Annotated in this window: 18 protein-coding genes; 13 read left to right on the top strand and 5 right to left on the bottom strand. The window is 54.1% G+C overall.

The features are described from left to right. Positions 1-33 precede the first annotated feature (33 nt). The 5 genes from cobT to L1F30_RS16175 are packed head-to-tail and all read left to right on the top strand — an operon-like array spanning position 34 to position 3,544. Positions 34-1,077, top strand: a complete 1,044-nt coding sequence (gene cobT, locus L1F30_RS16195; RefSeq protein ID WP_253357869.1) for a nicotinate-nucleotide--dimethylbenzimidazole phosphoribosyltransferase — start codon at positions 34-36, stop codon at positions 1,075-1,077. Next, positions 1,077-1,694 carry a histidine phosphatase family protein gene (locus L1F30_RS16190; RefSeq protein WP_253357868.1) on the top strand — a complete coding sequence of 206 codons (618 nt, stop codon included), beginning with the start codon at positions 1,077-1,079 and terminating at the stop codon, positions 1,692-1,694. The genes cobT and L1F30_RS16190 overlap by 1 nt, the downstream gene beginning before the upstream one ends. Next, a complete protein-coding gene (cobS, locus tag L1F30_RS16185) occupies positions 1,684-2,448 on the top strand; it encodes an adenosylcobinamide-GDP ribazoletransferase (RefSeq protein WP_253357867.1) in 765 nt (254 codons plus the stop codon). Before L1F30_RS16190 ends, cobS begins: the two co-directional genes overlap by 11 nt. 46 nt (positions 2,449-2,494) lie before the next feature. Further along, positions 2,495-2,725 carry a DUF350 domain-containing protein gene (locus L1F30_RS16180; protein ID WP_253357866.1) on the top strand — a complete coding sequence of 77 codons (231 nt, stop codon included), beginning with the start codon at positions 2,495-2,497 and terminating at the stop codon, positions 2,723-2,725. Then, a complete protein-coding gene (locus L1F30_RS16175; RefSeq protein WP_253357865.1) occupies positions 2,726-3,544 on the top strand; it encodes a transglutaminase-like cysteine peptidase in 819 nt (272 codons plus the stop codon). A gap of 3 nt (positions 3,545-3,547) precedes the next feature. Here L1F30_RS16175 and L1F30_RS16170 read toward each other — a convergent pair whose 3' ends face one another. Next, on the bottom strand, positions 3,548-4,000 hold the full coding sequence (locus L1F30_RS16170) for a helix-turn-helix domain-containing protein (protein ID WP_253357864.1): 453 nt from the start codon (positions 3,998-4,000) through the stop codon (positions 3,548-3,550). A 144-nt stretch (positions 4,001-4,144) separates the two neighbouring features. Here L1F30_RS16170 and L1F30_RS16165 point away from each other — a divergent pair, with 144 nt between their 5' ends. Beyond that, complete coding sequence (locus L1F30_RS16165) at positions 4,145-4,453, top strand: hypothetical protein (protein WP_253357863.1); 309 nt, start codon at positions 4,145-4,147, stop codon at positions 4,451-4,453. A gap of 63 nt (positions 4,454-4,516) precedes the next feature. Here the strand turns inward: L1F30_RS16165 and L1F30_RS16160 are convergent, their stop codons facing one another. After that, entirely contained in the window at positions 4,517-5,428 is a 912-nt protein-coding gene (locus L1F30_RS16160) for a sulfite exporter TauE/SafE family protein (protein WP_253357862.1), read from the bottom strand. 159 nt (positions 5,429-5,587) lie between these two features. Here L1F30_RS16160 and L1F30_RS16155 point away from each other — a divergent pair, with 159 nt between their 5' ends. The 7 genes from L1F30_RS16155 to L1F30_RS16125 all read left to right on the top strand — a co-directional run bounded on the left by L1F30_RS16155 (position 5,588) and on the right by L1F30_RS16125 (position 16,109). After that, complete coding sequence (locus L1F30_RS16155; protein ID WP_253357861.1) at positions 5,588-6,139, top strand: RNA polymerase sigma factor; 552 nt, start codon at positions 5,588-5,590, stop codon at positions 6,137-6,139. Continuing rightward, positions 6,136-8,196 (top strand): VWA domain-containing protein, encoded by a 2,061-nt coding sequence (locus L1F30_RS16150; RefSeq protein ID WP_253357860.1) that lies wholly within the window; start codon positions 6,136-6,138, stop codon positions 8,194-8,196. Before L1F30_RS16155 ends, L1F30_RS16150 begins: the two co-directional genes overlap by 4 nt. A 191-nt stretch (positions 8,197-8,387) precedes the next feature. After that, positions 8,388-9,509, top strand: coding sequence for an efflux RND transporter periplasmic adaptor subunit (locus L1F30_RS16145; protein ID WP_253357859.1), 1,122 nt, complete (start codon positions 8,388-8,390; stop codon positions 9,507-9,509). Positions 9,510-9,528: 19 nt separating this feature from the next. Beyond that, positions 9,529-12,618, top strand: a complete 3,090-nt coding sequence (locus L1F30_RS16140; protein ID WP_253357858.1) for an efflux RND transporter permease subunit — start codon at positions 9,529-9,531, stop codon at positions 12,616-12,618. 91 nt (positions 12,619-12,709) lie between these two features. Beyond that, positions 12,710-13,639: a DUF808 domain-containing protein gene (locus L1F30_RS16135; protein ID WP_253357855.1), complete on the top strand. Its 930-nt coding sequence runs from the start codon at positions 12,710-12,712 to the stop codon at positions 13,637-13,639. Between the two features lie 14 nt (positions 13,640-13,653). After that, positions 13,654-14,445 carry a class II aldolase/adducin family protein gene (locus tag L1F30_RS16130; RefSeq protein ID WP_253357853.1) on the top strand — a complete coding sequence of 264 codons (792 nt, stop codon included), beginning with the start codon at positions 13,654-13,656 and terminating at the stop codon, positions 14,443-14,445. Between the two features lie 974 nt (positions 14,446-15,419). Further along, complete coding sequence (locus L1F30_RS16125) at positions 15,420-16,109, top strand: PEP-CTERM sorting domain-containing protein (protein WP_253357851.1); 690 nt, start codon at positions 15,420-15,422, stop codon at positions 16,107-16,109. 74 nt (positions 16,110-16,183) lie between these two features. On the opposite strand, the gene L1F30_RS16120 is transcribed toward L1F30_RS16125, so the two are convergent. From L1F30_RS16120 to L1F30_RS16110, 3 genes are all read right to left on the bottom strand, one after another. Further along, positions 16,184-16,729: a porin family protein gene (locus tag L1F30_RS16120; protein WP_253357849.1), complete on the bottom strand. Its 546-nt coding sequence runs from the start codon at positions 16,727-16,729 to the stop codon at positions 16,184-16,186. Between the two features lie 80 nt (positions 16,730-16,809). Continuing rightward, positions 16,810-18,468, bottom strand: coding sequence for a SpoIIE family protein phosphatase (locus tag L1F30_RS16115; RefSeq protein WP_253357847.1), 1,659 nt, complete (start codon positions 18,466-18,468; stop codon positions 16,810-16,812). 1 nt (position 18,469) lies between these two features. After that, complete coding sequence (locus L1F30_RS16110) at positions 18,470-18,760, bottom strand: STAS domain-containing protein (protein ID WP_253357845.1); 291 nt, start codon at positions 18,758-18,760, stop codon at positions 18,470-18,472. Positions 18,761-18,767 lie beyond the last annotated feature (7 nt).

Below are 18,767 nucleotides of genomic sequence, written 5' to 3'. Positions count from 1 at the left end.
AATGCACGGATGTCGTATCCAAAGGATGAACTCATGCAATCATGGTTTTTGCACCCCGGTCAGGTGCCCAGTGAAAAGCACCGCACCAAGGCCCGGGCTTGGCAACAACAACTCACCAAACCCGCCGGTTCTCTGGGCCGGCTGGAATGCCTTGCGATAGATCTGGCAGCCCTCCAGCAGCGTAAACACCCGGAAGTAAAGCAGGTGAATATTTGTATTTTCGCCGCCGACCACGGTGTTTGCGCAGAGCGGGTGTCGGCGTTTCCGCAAGTGGTTACCGCGCAAATGATCGACAACTTTGTCATTGGCGGGGCGGCCATTACCGTGTTGGCCAAATCCCTGGGTGCCGCCTTTGAGGTGGTGAGCCTTGGCACAGTGGGCAAGGTGCAAGAGGTGCGCGGCATGCGCGATGCCACTATAGCGCCGCAAACCGCGAACTTCACGGCCGCGCCCGCCATGACCGAAGCCCAGCTCAACCGGGCGCTGGATGAGGGGCGTGAGGCAGTGGCCCGCGCCGTGGATGCCGGTTGTGAATTGTTTGTGCCCGGTGAAATGGGTATTGGCAATACCACCGCCGCCACGGCCATGTTGGCGCGCATGCTCAATCAACCAGCAGGAAGTTTAACGGGCCCGGGCACGGGCTTAAGTGACGAGCGCATCGCCCATAAAGTTGCGGTTATCGAGCGCGCGCTCAGCTTTCACCAAGGCGTGACAGACCCGCTCTCTGTGCTGCGCAGCCTGGGTGGCTTTGAAATTGCAGCACTAGCCGGCGCCTACATAGCCTGCGCCCAAGCCAAGCTACCGGTGCTGGTAGATGGCTATATTTGCACCGTGGCGGCCCTGGCCGCCCTCAAGATTAACCCGGGTATCCGGCCTTGGTTGCTGGCCTCTCACCACTCGGCCGAGCCGGGCCACGGTGCCGCGCTGGCAGCCGCCGGGCTTGAGCCTTTATTGAATCTGGGCTTGCGCCTGGGCGAGGGCAGCGGCGCGGCGCTCGCTGTGGGGCTTTTGCGTATGGCTTGCGATCTGCACAACAACATGGCCACCTTTGCCGAGGCTGGCGTGTCTGAGCGTTGATGCAACCCACCAGCATTTACTTGCTGCGCCACGGTGCCTGCACCGGCGGGCAGATATTCCGCGGCCGCACAGATTCTCCCTGCACGCCCGAAGGTTTCAGCCAGATGCGCGCAACGCTCGATAGCCTGCCCGCGCTGGACGGCGTGATCAGCTCACCGCTGGTGCGCTGCGCGGCCCCCGCCCAAGACTTCGCCCGCGCCCGCGGCATAAGTTGCACCCTGGAATCTGCCTTTGCAGAGATTGATTTCGGCACCTGGGAGGGGCGCTTGGTGGCCGAGGTTGAGGCCGAGTCACCCAGTGCCATTGCCGCCTTCTGGCGAGATCCTGTGCACCATGCGCCACCGGCAGCCGAAACCCTGCCGGATTTTCGCGCCCGGGTGGCGGGCGCCTGGCAGGCATTGCTCACCCAGTGGGCGGGTAAGCAGGTGGTGCTTGTGACCCACGGCGGGGTTATCCGCATGATTTTGGCGGAGCTTTTGGCCATGCCTTTGCGGCCCTTGTCGCACCTGCATGTCCCCCACGCCAGCCTGAGTTTGATCCGCAATTTCCATGCGCCCGATCAACCGGATTGGCCACAACTGATCTTTCACAACGGGCGGGCAGGCGATGATCACTAGTTTTTGGCTGGCGCTGATGTTCCTCACCCGCGTGCCGGCGCCCACCCTTGGCGAGGTGAGCGACGCCCACCAGCGTGGGGTACTGTATTTCTTCCCCTTCATTGGGCTGTTAATTGGCGCGCTAATGGCAGTGGCTCTGCTGCTGTTGCCAGCGGCTGCAATGCTGAATGCCGCCTTGCTCGTGATGTTTTGGGTATTTGTTACCGGCGGCTTGCACATCGATGGCCTGGGCGACTCGGCCGATGGCTGGTTGGGCGGGCTGGGCGATAAAGCCCGCACTCTTGAAATTATGAAAGACCCGCGCGCGGGCTCGGCGGCGGTAATGACCATTGCCTGTGTGCTGCTGGTGAAATTTGCAGCCTTGGCCTGCCTGCTTGCCGAGGCGGCGGTGCCGCTTGTGGTGTGGGCCTTGTTGTTCGCGCCAACCCTTGGTCGCTGCGTTCCGGCACTGTTATTTTTCACTACCCCCTATGCCCGTACAGACGGCTTGGCAAGCCCTATGGTGGCCGGCGCCAACGGGGCCCGCCAACTGGTGTGGGTGGCAGTGTGGCTGGCAATGGCCGTGCTCAGCCTTGTGTGGCTGGCAGGTTTTACAAGCCTCGGGCTTTGGGTGGGGCTTGCAGTGCAGCTGTGGCTTTTGCGCAGGCTGATGTGCCAGCGCCTCGGTGGCGTCACCGGTGATACCGTGGGCGCCGCCGTTGAGATTACCGAGATGAGCAGCTTGGTTTTACTCGCCTATCTGGCGGTTGCCTAACCGGGTAAAATCGCAGCCGTTAACTTTTAACCTCTTGGAAACGATTATGCAGTGGGATTTTTTATTGGCCACCCTGATGAATCTGGGCGTGAATCTTTTATACACCCTGGTGGCGTTGTTTGTGGGTGTGAAGGCGCTGTTAATGATTGATCACAAGCTCTTAAAAAACGTGAGCTTTGAAGAAGAGCTGAAAAACGGCAATGTGGCGGTGGCAATTTTCGCCTCATCCATTTTAATTTTTGTAGCCCTAATTGTGACCTTTGGTTTCAAAGGCTAGATGAACAAGCTTGGGTTATGGGTGCTGCTGATTGTGGCCCTGCAAGGCATTTCAGAGTTTAAGCGCGCGCGCACCGCCGACGCGCAACAGGCTTCTCGCCTGCAAGAAGATCGCGCTTACGCCGAGGGCATTGCCAAGCTAAAACAGCAAGATACCCATCAGGGCCCACGGCCCGGGCGCATTGAGCTTGTGATGAACGGCGCGCTGTTCGATGAAAGCCAGCTGCACACCATTCTTGGGCGCGATAACAGCCGCTCGGCCTTTTTCTCCTACAAATTGCACGGTGTTGAATTCGCCACTGCCTCGGCCATGGGGCTGGATTTACGCCACCATTTTGTCAATGCCTACCTTGAAGGCTACAGCCCCTTTGTTGCCAGCAATGTATTTGTGCCGCTGTCGGTATTGGCCAGGCGCAAAACCTACATGCTCGATAAGCTCAACCACGGCGGCGAAGAAGTGTGGCAAACCAGCCGCCAGGCCTACCTCTACACCCGCGGCGATTGTGAAGATCACGCCATTGCACTGGCAGACTGGCTCATCGACATGGGCGAGGATGCCCGCGTGGCGCTAGGCACTTATGATGGGGGGGGCCATGCCTGGGTGGTATTAATCAAAGACGGGCAGGAATACATTCTGGAAGCCACCCAAAAAAGCGGTTTGGCCGGCCTCAAACGCTACCCGCTGGCGGCCATGCAGCCAAAATATCAGCCGCAATTTCAGTTCAACCGCACCTCGTTTTGGTACAACGTGGGCAGCCCGGCTACCACCCGCTACCGCTCACAGGCCTGGCTTGAAAAGAGCCGCTTCTCGGCGCAGTAGCGGCTAGGCATCTTCCGATACCGGGCGGATATCCGCAGGCCCCAGTGGGCGACCATCGTGCGAGAGCACCCGCAAGGGTTGAATGGGTTCGCCATCGCGGCGATCCAGAAAGGTTAGCGGTGAACGCTCCGGGTCTGCGCGCCAGCGATCAAACCACTGGGCAAAACCAATCATGATGGGCATCAGCTCCCAGCCCTTGGCCGTTAGCTTGTATTCCATGCGCCGACCGCCTTCCTGCACCGGTTGCTTGGTAAGAATCTCCTCGGCTTCCAGGCGTTTCAGGCGCTCGGTGAGGATATTGCGGGAAATACCCAGCTCTTCCACCATCTGATCAAACCGGGCCGCACCCCCGGCCAGCATTAAATTTCGCAATACCAGCATCGACCACGCCTCGCCCACCACATCCATGGAGCGCGCAACCGGGCAGCACAAGTGTGAAAAGCTGTTTTTGACCATGGAGTTTTGCCTCACTTTTTCAGCTGATGTTAGTTGCAAAAAACAACTAAAGCAACTAGCATTCGTTTCGTAATGCAACCGTTGCATTAAAGGACTGATGTGCAGCGCACGTCTTTCACATTGATTATCCAAAGGAGACACACCATGGCTTCCCGACTCATTGTGGCCGCATTGGCACTGGCAGCAGCCCCCACCTTCGCCGCAGGCCTAAGCCAGAAAGAAGCACGTAAAGCCTGCGATGCCCAAGTGGCGCAAACGCAAGCGGGTGAAACCGGGTTTAAATTCCGTCGCAATTCACTGGCCGATTACCGCCGTGGCGAGTACACCTTTATGTACAACTACCGCGCAGAGGCCAACGGCGATACCGTATCGCGCAAGGTGAAGTGCGTGATTGCGAAAACCGGCGGCGCTATTGCAAGCCTGGAAGTAGAAGACGGGCGCTGGAACTTTTAAGCCCGTATTTCAAGCCCGTAAATACTGACTTGCCGGCACTGTGGGCCGGCAAGTTGGGGCGCGCTACCCGTGCACTGCCAGGAGGTAGACGCTGGAGCCCACAATCCAAAGCCCCGCCAGAATTTTTAGCCGGTAAGGCCCTAGAAAATACGCAAAGCCGCGCGCAATATAGCCGCCAATAATGGCGCCTGGCACCGCGAAGGCGGCCAGTGCCCAGGGCACATCGGTATGCAACAAATGAAACACCATACCGGTGATAACCGTAACCGCTGTGATAATTACCGCCGTGGCCGCACAGGTCACCAAGGGGTAGTTGCGAATAAACAAATACAGCGCAACCAGCTCACCCACGCCCACGGAAAAAAGCGCTGTGGCAAAACCCCCGATGACCCCAAGCACAATTAATACGGCGAGGTCTGCCCGGGCCAGAGAGGTGCGCGCACGGGCCTTGGGGTTGTCGCGCCAGACGCTGAAAAGCAGGGCTGCGCCCAGGCAAATGGAAAGGCTTTTAAACCAGAACAGCACGTTAGCTGGTGCGAATGCCAGAAGGTATTGGGTGGCCAACAGTGCCGGTAGGCAGCCCGCCAACACCCACAGCACAATGCGGGTGAAATCGCCCTTGGGCACACCCGTGACCACACCCTGTTCAGATTGCATTTTATTCAGCCAGGTGAGCGAGCCCGTGCTCATGCCGAAGCACTGGATCAAAAAACTGGTGGCCACAATTTGCTGGGCGCTTACAGGTACTATGCCTGCGCTATTGAAGTAGTCGAACACTGGCACAAACACCACGCCACCGCCCACGCCTGAGGCATTGGCGATGGTAGCCCCACCAATGCCCACAAACACCACCGGCAGCAGCTCGGCAATCAGGGCCGGGTTGAGATTGGCCCGCCACACAATCGCCGCCAAGGCCAGCGCCAGCATGAGTGCACCACAAAGGGTAAATGCGCGCAGCGCAATGTTGCTTGTCATGGTGGTAGAGTGTGCTCTGGTGATTAAGAGTGGGCCATTGTAGTGGTTGGCAGGTTTTGCATCTACGGGGCCTGAGGTTGCACGCATCTTGATATGCGGCCAAGGATTTTGCCGGATCGCTCGTCTAACACTAAACCCGAGGCCTGTTGGAGCGGCACATTGAGCAACGCACAACGCGCATTAATTGAAGCCGCCCAAGCCGGCGACCGGCAGGCCTTTGCACGCCTGGTCGATACCGAGTACGCAGTGATCTACCGGTTTGCACTCAAGTGGTGTGGGGTAGTGGAAGATGCCGAAGACATCGCCCAACAGGCCTGCATCAAACTGGCGGCAAGCCTTGGCCAGTTTCGCTTTGAGTCGGCCTTTCACACCTGGCTGTACCGCTTGGTGATTAATTGCGCCAAAGACTGGCAACAGAGTCAGCGCCGCCACGAGAGCAATCGTGTAAGTGACCCGCAAGATACCTTGATTAATGCACGTCCGGCGCCCGGCACTGTGGAAACCAGCGTGTTTTTGCAGGCGGTATTGGCCTGGGTCGCAGGGCTGGGCGAAGGTTTTAAAGAAGCGGTGCTGCTGGTGCTGGGCGAAGGCCTTACACACCAAGAGGCAGCGCGCATTTTGGATGTTAAAGAAAGCACAGTGTCTTGGCGTATTCATGAGGTACGTAAACGCATTGGGCAATGGCAAGAGCAATCGGGGAGTGGCCCATGACCGATCAACACAACCGGCCAAATGACGACCTGGAGCGCGCTTTAAACGAGGCGCAACAGGCACCGGTAAACGAATCGGCCAAGGCGCGCGCCATCAATGCCGCGCTGGCTGAATTTGACCTGGCCCAAAAAAAATCCAACCAGCGCCAAGGATTTTGGCAAGGCTTGCGTCCAATGGGGACACTCACAACCCTAGGGCAATCGATTATGGAACTTTTTCAACGCAAGTGGCTTTACAGTGGCATCGCAGCAGCAAGCGTGGCGGTGTTAACGGTGATGGTGACACAACAAATGCAGCAGGAGCTGGTAACGCCCGCACTGCCAGAGGCCAGCAATGTACAAGCGCCTTCGGCCGAATTGTATAGGGCCGACCAAACAACCGGGCCTCGCGCCCCCGCCGAACGGCTGGCAGGTGCAAAGCCCGAAAGCCCGGCACCGGCTGCGCTGGAAGAAGTTGTGGTAGAGCGCGCGGCTTCACCTGCAAATCTTTTGGCGATCGCGCCACCCAAACGTCAGCAAAAGGCGGTAATGGCCGAGTACCAGGCGGCAATGCCCGCGCCCAAAGTCTCCGAATCGATAGTCTCCGAACCTTCAAGCCCACAGGCCTTCAGCGATCAGGGCCGCGACAGCTTTGAGACAGTGGATGAAAACCCCGTGCAGCGGGTGGTAGATGCTCCTGTATCTACTTTTTCAATTGATGTGGATACCAGCGCCTACAGCTTCGTGCGCCGCCAGCTTAACCAGGGTGTGTTGCCCCAAAAAGCGGCCGTGCGGGTGGAAGAAATGGTGAACTATTTTGATTACCAATACCCCGCACCCGAAGGCAAATCCACGCCCTTTAATACCCATGTGGTGGTGAGTGATTCGCCATGGGCCGAAGGCCGCAAACTCATGCACATAGGCATCAAAGGTTATGAGATGGCGGCCGCCGCCAAGCCCAAAACCAACCTGGTATTTTTATTGGATGTATCGGGCTCAATGAACGCGGCCGATAAACTGCCGCTGGTTAAGCAATCCATGGAGTTATTGCTCTCGCAGTTGGCGCCGGATGACACGGTAGCCATTGCCGTTTACGCAGGCGCGGCCGGTACTGTGCTGGCGCCGACGCTCGTGCAAGACAAGCAGAAAATTTTACATGCCCTGCAACAGCTCAGCGCCGGAGGCACTACTGCGGGCGCACAGGGCATCAAGCTTGCCTACCAGCTGGCTGCGCAAAATTTTGATAAGCAGGCCGTTAACCGCGTGATTCTCGCAACCGATGGCGATTTCAATGTGGGTATCACCGATCGCGAAGAACTCAAAGGTTTTGTGGAGCGCGAGCGGGAAAAGGGCATTTACCTATCGGTTCTGGGGTTCGGCCAAGGCAACTATCACGATAACCTGATGCAAACACTGGCACAAAATGGCAATGGCGTGGCGGCCTACATAGATACCTTAAGCGAGGCCCAAAAAGTCCTGGTTACCGAGGCCACGCGTAATTTATTTCCCATCGCGCAAGATGTAAAAATCCAGGTGGAATTTAACCCGGCCACTGTGCAGGAATACCGGCTGATTGGCTATGAAACACGGGCGCTTGCGCGGGAAGATTTTAATAACGATAAAGTGGATGCTGGCGACATTGGCGCAGGCCACACAGTTACCGCCATTTACGAATTTACCCCCACAGGCGCCAAGCCTTTAATTGAAAGTTCACGTTACAGCCAAGCCCAAAATGCAACGGCATTGGAAGCAACCCCCAATACCAATGAATACGCCTTTGTAAAGTTGCGCTACAAACTGCCGGGCGGCCGTGACTCAAAGCTCATTGAGCAACCCGTTGCCGCGCAGAACACCGTTAACCCCAACACACGCGTGGCCGCCTGGGTGATGCGTGAAACCCAATTTGCCACTGCCGTGGCAGGTTTTGCGCAACTGTTGAAAGGCGGCAAGTACACGGGCAGCTGGAGCTATGATGACGCCCTGGCCTTAGCTCAGGCCAATAAAGGCGAAGATCTCTACGGCTACCGCACAGAGTTTGTACAACTGGTACGCAAGGCCAAGATGGCTCAGGGCATCTAGTGCCGCTAGGCACCGGTTAGCCAATGGCTGCGGTTCGCGGCCATGTGAAGCCGCTGCTTTGGGCGAACTGCCGCGATTGGGTGTATCATTGCGCAATTCCGGCGATGCATTCATTTGCGGTAGTGCTATTGTTTCATTGCTATTGCTACCTTGGCCGGGCACCCGAATTCTAACAACATACGACAATTTATATGACTCATGTTAAGTCCATCGGGCTCGCTTTGGCGGGCCTGATTTTTGTGGTTTTATCCTTGGCGGGCATCAAGTTTTCGCAATTTTCTGCCATGGGCAACGCCGGTGAACTGTTTGCCATGCCGCCGGAAACCGTAAGTGCCTATGAAGTGGGCCCAAAGGCCTGGCCCAACGAGTTTGCCGCCATGGGCACCGTGGAGGCGGGTGAGGGTATTACCCTGGCCGCCGAAGTGCCAGGGCGGGTAGCGCGCATTATGTTTGAATCGGGCGAGGAGGTGGCCGCTGGCAAGCTGCTGCTCGCGCAAGACACAAGCAACGAACGCGCGCAGCTGAATGCCGCCCAGGCGCGCTATAACCTTGCGCTCTCAACCTTTGAACGTCTCATTAAATTGCGCGCCAATCACACCGCCTCACAAAGTGAGCTGGAAGCTGCCGAACAACAAATGCTGTCTTCCAAGGGCGAGCTTGAAAATTTGCAGGCCACGCTTGCTAAAAAACAGGTGCGCGCCCCCTTTGCCGGGCGCCTGGGTTTGCGGCTGGTGGATTTAGGGCAGGATTTGCAGGTGGGTACGCCCATCGTTTCACTGCAGGCCACCCAGCGGGTGCGGGTGAACTTCCCGGTGCCGCAATTTTGGTTGTCTAAATTTAGCAGTGGCTTGCCGGTGCGCGTCATTGCAGGCGATGGCTCCGAGCGCGAATTTAATGGTGTGATCACCGCCATTGGCGTTGAAATAGATGAGACAACCCGCAACGCGATGGTGCAATCGTCTATTGATAATCGCGACGGCGCCCTCATTCCCGGCATGGCCGTAACCACCCGAGTGAGCCTGTCTGAGCCCCGTGAGGTTTTGGCGGTGCCCGCTACGGCCATCGTTTACGCGCCCTATGGCGATACAGTGTTTGTAATTGAACAAAATGATCAGGGCCAAACAGTGGCGCGCCAGCAGTTTGTAAAACTGGGTGCCGCCCGTGGCGATTTTGTGGCCATAGAAAGCGGCCTTGAGGCGGGTGCCCGCATCGTCAGTGCCGGTGCGTTCAAGTTAATGAACGGTGCGTTAATCACCGTGAGCGATGCACCCACGCCGCCGTTAAGTGAAACCCCAACGCCCGCCAATCGCTAAGCCGAGTGAAGCCCACAGCATGATGAAATTTACCGACATTTTTATTCAGCGCCCGGTAATCGCGCTGGTGGTGAGCCTGCTTATTCTGTTGGCAGGGTTTCAGGCGGGCAGTAATTTGTCTGTGCGCCAATTTCCGCAAAGCGATGTGGCGCGCATCACCATCAACACAACCTATGTAGGAGCAAGCGCCGAGCTTGTGCGCGGCTTTATTACCACGCCCATAGAGCGCGCCATTGCCTCAGCCGAAGGCATAGACTACATAGATTCAGAAAGTGCCATGAATCGCTCAACGGTGCGCGCGCACCTGCGGCTAAATTATGATCCGCTGCGCGCCATGACGGAAATTAACGCCAAGGTCAATCAGGTGCGTGGCGAATTGCCGCCTGAAGCCGAAGTGCCCACCATTACCATTGAAGCCGCAGACAGCGAGTTCGCTGCCGCCTATTTAAGCTTTAACTCCGATATTCTTGATCAAAACCAGATCACCGATTTCCTCACCCGCTCCGTACAACCCAGGCTTACGGCCATTGCCGGTGTACAGAAGGCACAAACCCTGGGCGAGCGTATTTTTGCCATGCGCATCTGGTTAGATGAATCCCGCATGGCCGCTATGGGTGTAACCCCCATGCAGGTGCGCCAGGCGCTGGTGCAAAACAATGTGCAGGCCGCCATCGGCCAAACCAAGGGCAGCTACACCCAGGTAAATTTGCGGGCCGATACCGATCTCAAAAGCGTGCAGGATTTTGAACGCATTGTAGTGCGTGAAACGCCGGAAGGCATTATTCGCCTGCGCGATCTGGCCGATATTCAACTGGGTGCAGAAGACTACAACACAGAGGTGCGCTTTTCGGGCGATACGGCGGTGTTCATGGGCGTGTGGGTGGCCCCCACGGCAAACTCCTTGGAAGTTATGCAGCGCGTCAATGCAGAAATGCAGGCGATACAATCCGAGCTGCCCACGGGCCTGCAGGCAGTGGTGGCTTACGATGCCACTGAATACATTGATGCATCAATAGATGAAGTGCTCACCACACTTACCGAAACATTGGCCATCATTGTGTTGGTGATATTTTTGTTTCTGGGTTTTAGTCGCTCGGTATTGATTCCAGTGGTGGCCATACCACTATCGCTTATCGGCGCGCTGTTTATCATGCAGTTGTTCGGGTTTTCGCTGAACTTGCTTACCTTGCTTTCTATTGTGCTGAGTGTGGGCCTGGTGGTAGACGATGCCATCGTGATGGTGGAAAACATCGAGCGGCATATTCAGGAAGGCAAGCCGCCCTTTGCGGCATCCATAATTGCGGCCCGTGAATTGGCGGGCCCCATTTTGGCCATGACAGTCACGCTGATTTCGGTGTATTTGCCCATTGGTTTACAGGGCGGGCTCACCGGTACATTGTTTCGCGAGTTCGCCATTACCTTGGCCGGCGCTGTGACTATTTCTGCTGTGGTTGCCATTACCCTGTCGCCCATGTTGGGTTCGCGCATGTTAAAGCCCCACAAAAGCCTGAATGCGCCACTGGGTAAACTGTTCGATCGCTTTCAGGCATATTACAGCCTGCGTTTGGCCAGCACCCTTGCGCACCGCCCGGCGGTGTATGTGGTGTGGGTAGGCATCGCATTGATTTGCCTGCCGCTCTATTTGTTTTCCACCAAAGAGCTTGCCCCGCTGGAAGACCAGGGTGTTATTTTTGGCATTCTTGAATCACCTGCTAACGCCACCCTCGATCAAGCATCGTTTTATGCCAAGGAAGTAAACGAAGTATTCATGGCCGTGCCGGAGACCGAATTTACCTTTCAGCTTACCTTTCCCACCGGTGGCTTTTCCGGCATGGTAACCAAACCATGGGAAGAGCGTTCGCGCTCGGTTTTTGACATTCAGCCCCAGCTGCAAGAACAACTGGGCGCTATTGCGGGCGTGCGCATATTTCCGGTAACACCGCCTTCATTGCCGGGCGGCGGCAATTTTCCTGTGGAATTTGTGGTGGCAGGCACAGCCGAGGCAAAGGAAATCTATACCTACGCCCAAGCGTTGCAGGAAGTGGCCAATAACAGCGGCAAGTTCAATTTCACCATGCTCGATATGAAGGTGGATCAGCCCGATTACCTGCTTGAAATCGATCGTGAAAAAGTGGCCGACCTTGGCCTTGACCTGCAGACAGTCACGCAGGATCTGGGCACGCTACTGGGCGGCAACTACGTTAACCGCTTTAATATGGCCGGCCAAAGCTACAAGGTGATTCCCCAGGTTCAGCGCAGTGCGCGGCTATCGCCCGATGATCTGCAGCGGCTTTATATCACAGGCCCCAACGGCCAAATGATTCGTCTTGATCAGGTGGCAAGTATTACCCACAGCACGGCCCCGCGTACCATTCACCGCATGCAACAACGCAACGCGGTGAAAATTTCCGGTGATACCCACCTGCCGCTAGGCGAGGCATTGGCATTTTTGGAGGCAGAGGCCAAAAAGATTTTGCCCCAAGGCTATTCCGTGGATTACACCGGCGAATCGCGCCAGCTTATTCGCGAGGGTAATACTTTTTTACCGGCATTTTTGCTGGCGCTCACGATGATCTTTTTGGTGTTGGCCGCCCAGTACAACAGCTTTCGCGACCCGGTGGTAATTTTGGCGGGGTCGGTACCGCTCGCGGTGTTCGGCGCGCTCATTTTCACCTTTATAAAAATGCCCATGCCCATGCCGTTTTTTACCGACGGTTTTAGCACTACATTAAATATTTACTCCCAAGTGGGGCTGGTTACACTCATGGGGCTGATTGCGCGCAATGGCATCTTGGTGGTGGAGTTTGCCAACCGCCTGCAAGAAGAGGGCAAAAGCAAGCTTGAGGCAGTGCACGATGCCGCCGTAGTGCGCCTGCGCCCGGTATTGATGACCAGCATTGCAACCGTTGCCGGCCACATGCCACTGATTTTTGCCGACGGCCCGGGCGCCGAGGCCCGTGTGGCCATTGGCCTGGTGTTGGTTTTCGGCATGGCCATTGGTACAGTGCTCACACTGTTTGTTTTACCGTCGGTATATGTATTGCTGGCTAAAGATCACCAGCAAGAACGCGCCAAGGCCGAAGCGCTGCAAGCCCAGCTTACGCCCTAGCCTGCGCCGGTAGCGCTTTTCCCAGATGTTTTTGTTACACATTTTTAATAGATTTTTTTGACAGCTACTCACGCCAGAAAAAGGACGCCTCATGGCCAGTGCCAACCTGCTTATACTTCTAGATGATATTGCCGCGGTTTTGGATGACGTTGCGGTAATGACCAAAGTGGCCGCAAAAAAAACCGCCGGCGTATTAGGTGACGACCTGGCGCTCAACGCGCAGCAGGTCAGTGGCGTGCGCGCCGAGCGCGAACTGCCCGTGGTGTGGGCGGTGGCCAAGGGCTCGGCATTTAATAAACTCATTCTGGTGCCCGCAGCGCTTGCCATCAGTGCCTTTATTCCCTGGTTGATTGTGCCGCTGCTTATGCTGGGCGGTTTGTACTTGTGTTACGAAGGTGTTGAAAAGCTCTGGCACAGTGTTGCCCATCGCGAGCAAAAGCAGCAAGACCGCAAAGCCCTGCACAACGCCTTGCTCAACCCTGCAGCAGATCTAGTGGCTTTTGAAGCCCGCAAAATCAAAGGCGCTATTCGCACAGATTTTATTTTGTCTGCCGAGATCATTGTGATTGCGCTCGGCACTGTAAGCCAGGCACCGTTTGCCACTCAGGTATTGGTGGTTACCAGTATTGCCGCGCTCATGACCATTGGCGTATACGGCTTGGTGGCGCTCATCGTCAAGCTGGACGACATAGGCCTATACCTCCTGAGCCGCGAAGGCGACAGCCTTGCTACACGCTGCAAGCGCAAGCTGGGTGCGGGCCTATTGGCCTTCTGCCCCTGGTTGATGAAAGGCCTCTCGGTGGTGGGTACTGCGGCCATGTTTTTGGTGGGCGGCGGCATACTGGTGCACGGAGTGCCCGCGCTCCATCACGGGTTTTTGGCGCTAAACTTGCCTTGGCAAGCGTTGTTTGCACAAATATTTAATTTGCTGGTAGGGTTAGTAGCTGGAGCGGCCACACTGCTGCTGGTCAGTGTTGCGGCCCGCGTGCTCCCGAACAATAACAAGGTTTATCCCCAATAATCTGAGGGCCCGTTATGAGCAATCAAGATACCAACGCCATTGTGATGAATGCAGATACTGAGGCCATGGCGCCGCTTACGCGATCTGTGGAAGATGAACGCGAGCACCGCAAGCGTCAGTTAACGGCGGCCTTTAGGTTGTTTGGCAAGTTCGGTTTTGATGAAGGTGTGGCCGGTCACATTACCGTGCGCGACCCGGAGCACACCGATCACTTTTGGGTGAACCCCATGGGGGTATCATTCAAGCAGATCAAGCAATCGCAATTGCTGTTGGTCAATCACAAGGGTGAAGTGGTTGAGGGCCATGGTTTGCTAAATGGTGCGGCCTTTACCATTCACTCCCACGTACACGCTGCCCGTCCCGATGTGGTTGCTGCTGCCCATGCCCACTCGATACATGGCAAAGCCTGGGCGAGCTTGGGGCGCTTGCTAGACCCAATCACCCAGGATGCCTGTGCATTTTTTGAAGATCACGCCCTCTACGACGACTTCGGTGGTGTGGCTTTGGAAATGGAAGAAGGTGAGCGCATTGCCAAGGCATTGGGGGCAAAAAAGGCCGCTATTTTACAAAACCACGGTTTGATTACTGTGGGTCAGTCCGTTGAATCTGCCGCCTGGTGGTACATCACCTTAGAGCGCACTTGCCAGGCGCAGTTACTGGCAGAGGCTGCGGGAAAACCGAAATCCATTGCGCCGGATGTAGCCCGTAAAACCTATGAAACCGTGGGCAGTGAACTGGCCGGATTATTTCAATTCTCGCCCCTGTTTAACGTAATCACGGCCGAGCAGCCGGATATGTTTGAATAGCCTGGAACCTGCCATGCCCGTGCTGTAGGCGCGGGTGCTGCCGCTGCCACCAATTACAGGGTGCAGCTATTGTATAAAGGGGGCTTGGCAGTCACTGCCGTCCCATAGTTTATGTCTCAATGGAAAACAGACGTTGAAACTACTTATATCGCAGAGTTTCTAAGCGATACCTGGACATGAAATTTGGGGCGCAGTTTGTGACACGACGTAAATACATCCCTGTAGTCTCGACACCCGCGTCCATGCGGGTGACGGTCACAAACTCCGCCCCATATTCCATGCCTGTAGATTTGTGGGACAGCAGTGGCTTGGCAGTCCGATGCTGCCCTAAGTTTGTAACTCCCCATTAGGTGGTCTCCGTAATCGCAGTCAGCGCAGAATCTTCTTTCACAGGCATGGCATAACATTCTTCGCTGACCGCGCACAGCAAAAATTCCTATGGCGCCTGCTAGCAAACCCGGTTTGCAAGTGTATAAGAACCCACAAAGCTATGCGTCATTACCGCAGAAATACAACAATGTAGATGGCGATTAAAAGCCGCGCTCCAAATTCTTTAACACAAGTTTTGTCTAGCAGTGATTTGCTAACGTGTGTCGAACAAATTAACACTTATGATTGGCAAGAGGGCAGATAAAATATTTTAAAGTTGCTTTTTTTATCTAATCAAATCTGGTTATGCGTTATTCCTTAGTTAGCCAAGAAAACGCTATAAAAAATAATCTATAAATAATCTATAAATGATCACGGGTCTTCCTCTGGTAGAGCAGTAATAAGCTCAATCTGCAATATATTCTCAGGTAATAATCGAGTCGAGTTTGCTTACACAAAGGCCGCTTAAATCATTTTTATTGCTGGAAATTTCCAGGCGTTTCAGAGTGTTAGCCATTCTCTCTAGTAGGGCACGAATCTTGATTGGGTTTTAGCCCAACAGGTTACCCCGCTAAAGAGGGTGCCAAAAGACAGGGTGCAATGACATGAAAAACAAAATGAAAGGATTTATAGCGGCAATTGCGTTGGCGCTACCCGTGGCCGGCCAGGCAACCATGATATCTTGGGATTCGGGCAGTGGTGACTATTTGGGTTTTGCAGATTCAAGCACCGGAGCCGCTGCGTGTTCCAGTGGCGATTTTTGTGCGTTAACGCAAACCTGGGATTTGGGCGCTGGCTTAAGCGTCACTGTGTCTGCCTACGATAGCTTTTCAGGTCGACCTTACGATGGCTCATATGTGAATGCCCCGCTGCATGTTTGGCACGATGCGAACCCGGCGATGGGCGGATTGGGCAGTGCGCACTACGATGATCTAGGTGATTCCAGTGCCGATAACAATAGCGGCGGTGAGTCGTTATATTTGGAGTTTTCCAGTGCGGTAAGCATTGATACTCTGTATTTCAATGGCAATCATACCGGGTTTGATGGCTACACATTTTTGTTTTACGGCATGGGCGCTGCCACGAACCAGCTGAATAATGTATATAACAACGGCGCCATTTCACTCAATGGCACCATGCTCACAAGCCTTTGGATAGAGCCAGATTGGGACTACTTGCCAACCGACCCTTGGTATCTGTCTGGGCTTAGCTATAACGTACCGGAACCCATGCCTATTGCTTTACTTGGCTTGGGCTTAATAGGTTTAATCATCAGCCGTAAGAAACTTGCTTGATTTCGCGCTGTAACATGGCCGCCCGTTTTAGCGGGTGGCCATATGTCTAGATTAAGTTGTTGAACCTGTGTTGGTTAGAAGCGAAAGCTTGCCCCTACACTGTAAAAGTCCATTTTGGCATCCTCGAAATCCAGTTGCTCGTATTCTGCGCGCAATTGCAATGCATCTACCTCAAGGGTTGCGCCAATACCGTAAGCTGGATCTGAGCCGGTATTTTTGTCAGAAAAGCTGCCGTATTGAAATTTGGTTTGCCAATGGTTAACGCCGGCCTTGGCGAAAATTCCCAGTGGCCCTAAGTCTAATCCGCCTACAAGATGCGCCTGCCAGGCAGTGTTATCAAAGCGCGCCGGCAGCCCTTGTAGCTCACCTTCTACACTGCCGAAATCGGTAAAGCCTGTTTCTATACCTAGGCTAATACCTGGCAAAAAGCCGAAGTTGTAGCCGCCGAAGATCTTGTAGCCTGTGTCGTTGTCATCTACCAAATTGTCAAAACTGTCGAAGTCCATTTGTGCGTTGCCAATCGAGCCGCCAAGGTACAGGCCGGCGTCACTGGCGGCCAAAGCGCTTTGGGTCAGGCCGCAAAGAACGAGGGTTGTAGCTGCAGTAAAAAGGGTTTTCATAGTCTTGCCCTCCAGGCGTTATCAGTGCGCTATTTATAGCGCCTGCAACCTGAACGGCGAGTGAATGGCTTGTGAAGAAGTTAAATGTCGAAGCGAACCTTGGCACAGGTACCGTTATTGCTGTACTTCAGCTCATCTGCGAGGGACTTAATTAAAGCGATGCCGCGCCCTGAGAGCAATTGGCTGCCGCAATGATTGAGGACTTTTTGGGTGTCGAAACCCTCACCGCTGTCTTGCAGGGTTATGTATACGGTGGCGCCATCATCTGTGCTATAGCAATCAAGAGTGATTTTTATCCATCCATTTTTTAGCTCACTCAGGCGTTGCTTTCTTAGCTCGTAGAACTGAAAAAATCCGTCGTCCTCTTCTTTTAATGTAGAGTCTAGCTTCAATAGCCCATGATCTAGTGCGTTCGCGTAGAGCTCAGAAAGCACAGTGGAAATAATATCCTGATGTCGCTCAATTCCATTTACAGATCCCAGCATTTTGGCTAACGCTGGTGCAGGCTCGGCATTAATAAAGTGATCTTTGGTGAGTGTGGTTTCAAAGTGCCAGGGTATGATGTTTTTTGCTTTCTGAATACTTGTCATTAGGCATGCCTCAAGAGGTTTGCAAGTAAATTCAAGTAGTGTTACATCATCATTTTGCTTCTCACCAGAGCGAAAGTTCTCTACATCATTCAGTAGGCTTTCAAATGGATCTACAGAGCCAACCAGAGAGTTTACAAGTTCGGTTTCACCAAACATTGTGCCGAATTCGCCCTCTGCTTCTTCAATGCCGTCTGTGTATAGATAAATTCTATCGCCTAGGTCGAATGTGTAATGTTGTATGTCACGTGAGAACTTTTTACCCGGCAGCATAGATAATGGGGCATGTGTGGCGTGAATTCGCTGTGTAATATGGCTGTTTTTGTCTAGTACAATCATAGGTGGCATGCCGCCACTCCAGACGGTCGCTTCTTGGCCAGATTTGTCAATGCGCATGATCAGTGCGGCCATCATCATATCTGCCGGCATAACCGAAATGAGGCCTTCGTTGATCTCATAGGCAATAGTGCCTACCGGCAACCCCTTAGTGGCCATGGTTTTAAATGTGCTGTAGGTAGGGATAGCTGCAACTGCAGCCGGCAGGCCGTGACCAGTAACGTCGCCAATCATTATGTAGAAGCTACCGGCAGGTCCTAGGGCTGATAAAAGAACATCGCCATTAAAAGCAGACATGGCTGACATGTGTAGTCTGACATTAGGAAATCCAACGGTGCTGCCGCTAATGTAGTTTTCGAAGATTCTGTCAACTATACGAAACTCTTCATCTACTCTGGCGCGGAATGTCTGTAGCTCCTGTGCTTGGTTTTTTAGCGTTCTATATAGCCCGCTAGTACGAAGATGTGCGGCAATTCTTGCTTCTAATATTTCCGGAATCAATGGCTTGCTTATAAAATCGTCACCAATTTTCAAGCATTTTTTTAGTGTTTTGATGTCGTTTCTTGCGGTAAGAAATACTATGGGTATGTGGCCGTCTCTAAATATAGACTTAATCTTCTTTGCGGCTTCATAGCCATCCATGCCTGGCATGCCGATATCTGTAAGTACCAGGTCTGGTTTTTCACCGCTGGCTAAAAGGTGCTCTATGGCAGCTTCACCACTTTCGAATGCAGATACGGGGTAGCCAAAGTCTTTTAAAGTATTTGCCAGAAGATCAAGATCTGCCAAGGCATCTTCAATGATTAGAATATTCATTTCAGGTTACACTGAAAAAATTCTCAAAGCGCGAGATTGCCAAAATTCTTTTTACTGCAGGCTGACAATTGGCAAGCGTAATGGTTGTTGCATCGCCCAGTGTGCGATGCATGTTCAGTAGCATGCCAAGGCCTGAGCTATCCATATAGCTTGTGTTGGCAAAATTTACGGTCACAGCCTTAGGTGTGGTTCCTTTATATGTGTCTCTGAATTCCTCTACTGAGTCAAAGTCGAATTTATTATCCAGATGGATGATGAGTGTATCACCATTTGTTTCGTATCTTATTGCCATAAATGCC

It is taken from the genome of Simiduia sp. 21SJ11W-1, assembly GCF_024138675.1.
In the GTDB taxonomy this organism is placed as follows: domain Bacteria; phylum Pseudomonadota; class Gammaproteobacteria; order Pseudomonadales; family Cellvibrionaceae; genus Simiduia.
This window is presented reverse-complemented; position numbering and strand designations above follow the sequence as displayed.

Coding starts and splice junctions, on each gene's coding strand:
- cobT (WP_253357869.1), top strand. CDS start 34: ATGCAATCATGGTTTTTGCACCCCGGTCAGGTGCCCAGTGAAAAGCAC.
- L1F30_RS16190 (WP_253357868.1), top strand. CDS start 1,077: ATGCAACCCACCAGCATTTACTTGCTGCGCCACGGTGCCTGCACCGGC.
- cobS (WP_253357867.1), top strand. CDS start 1,684: ATGATCACTAGTTTTTGGCTGGCGCTGATGTTCCTCACCCGCGTGCCG.
- L1F30_RS16180 (WP_253357866.1), top strand. CDS start 2,495: ATGCAGTGGGATTTTTTATTGGCCACCCTGATGAATCTGGGCGTGAAT.
- L1F30_RS16175 (WP_253357865.1), top strand. CDS start 2,726: ATGAACAAGCTTGGGTTATGGGTGCTGCTGATTGTGGCCCTGCAAGGC.
- L1F30_RS16170 (WP_253357864.1), bottom strand. CDS start 4,000: ATGGTCAAAAACAGCTTTTCACACTTGTGCTGCCCGGTTGCGCGCTCC.
- L1F30_RS16165 (WP_253357863.1), top strand. CDS start 4,145: ATGGCTTCCCGACTCATTGTGGCCGCATTGGCACTGGCAGCAGCCCCC.
- L1F30_RS16160 (WP_253357862.1), bottom strand. CDS start 5,428: ATGACAAGCAACATTGCGCTGCGCGCATTTACCCTTTGTGGTGCACTC.
- L1F30_RS16150 (WP_253357860.1), top strand. CDS start 6,136: ATGACCGATCAACACAACCGGCCAAATGACGACCTGGAGCGCGCTTTA.
- L1F30_RS16145 (WP_253357859.1), top strand. CDS start 8,388: ATGACTCATGTTAAGTCCATCGGGCTCGCTTTGGCGGGCCTGATTTTT.
- L1F30_RS16140 (WP_253357858.1), top strand. CDS start 9,529: ATGATGAAATTTACCGACATTTTTATTCAGCGCCCGGTAATCGCGCTG.
- L1F30_RS16135 (WP_253357855.1), top strand. CDS start 12,710: ATGGCCAGTGCCAACCTGCTTATACTTCTAGATGATATTGCCGCGGTT.
- L1F30_RS16130 (WP_253357853.1), top strand. CDS start 13,654: ATGAGCAATCAAGATACCAACGCCATTGTGATGAATGCAGATACTGAG.
- L1F30_RS16125 (WP_253357851.1), top strand. CDS start 15,420: ATGAAAAACAAAATGAAAGGATTTATAGCGGCAATTGCGTTGGCGCTA.
- L1F30_RS16120 (WP_253357849.1), bottom strand. CDS start 16,729: ATGAAAACCCTTTTTACTGCAGCTACAACCCTCGTTCTTTGCGGCCTG.
- L1F30_RS16115 (WP_253357847.1), bottom strand. CDS start 18,468: ATGAATATTCTAATCATTGAAGATGCCTTGGCAGATCTTGATCTTCTG.
- L1F30_RS16110 (WP_253357845.1), bottom strand. CDS start 18,760: ATGGCAATAAGATACGAAACAAATGGTGATACACTCATCATCCATCTG.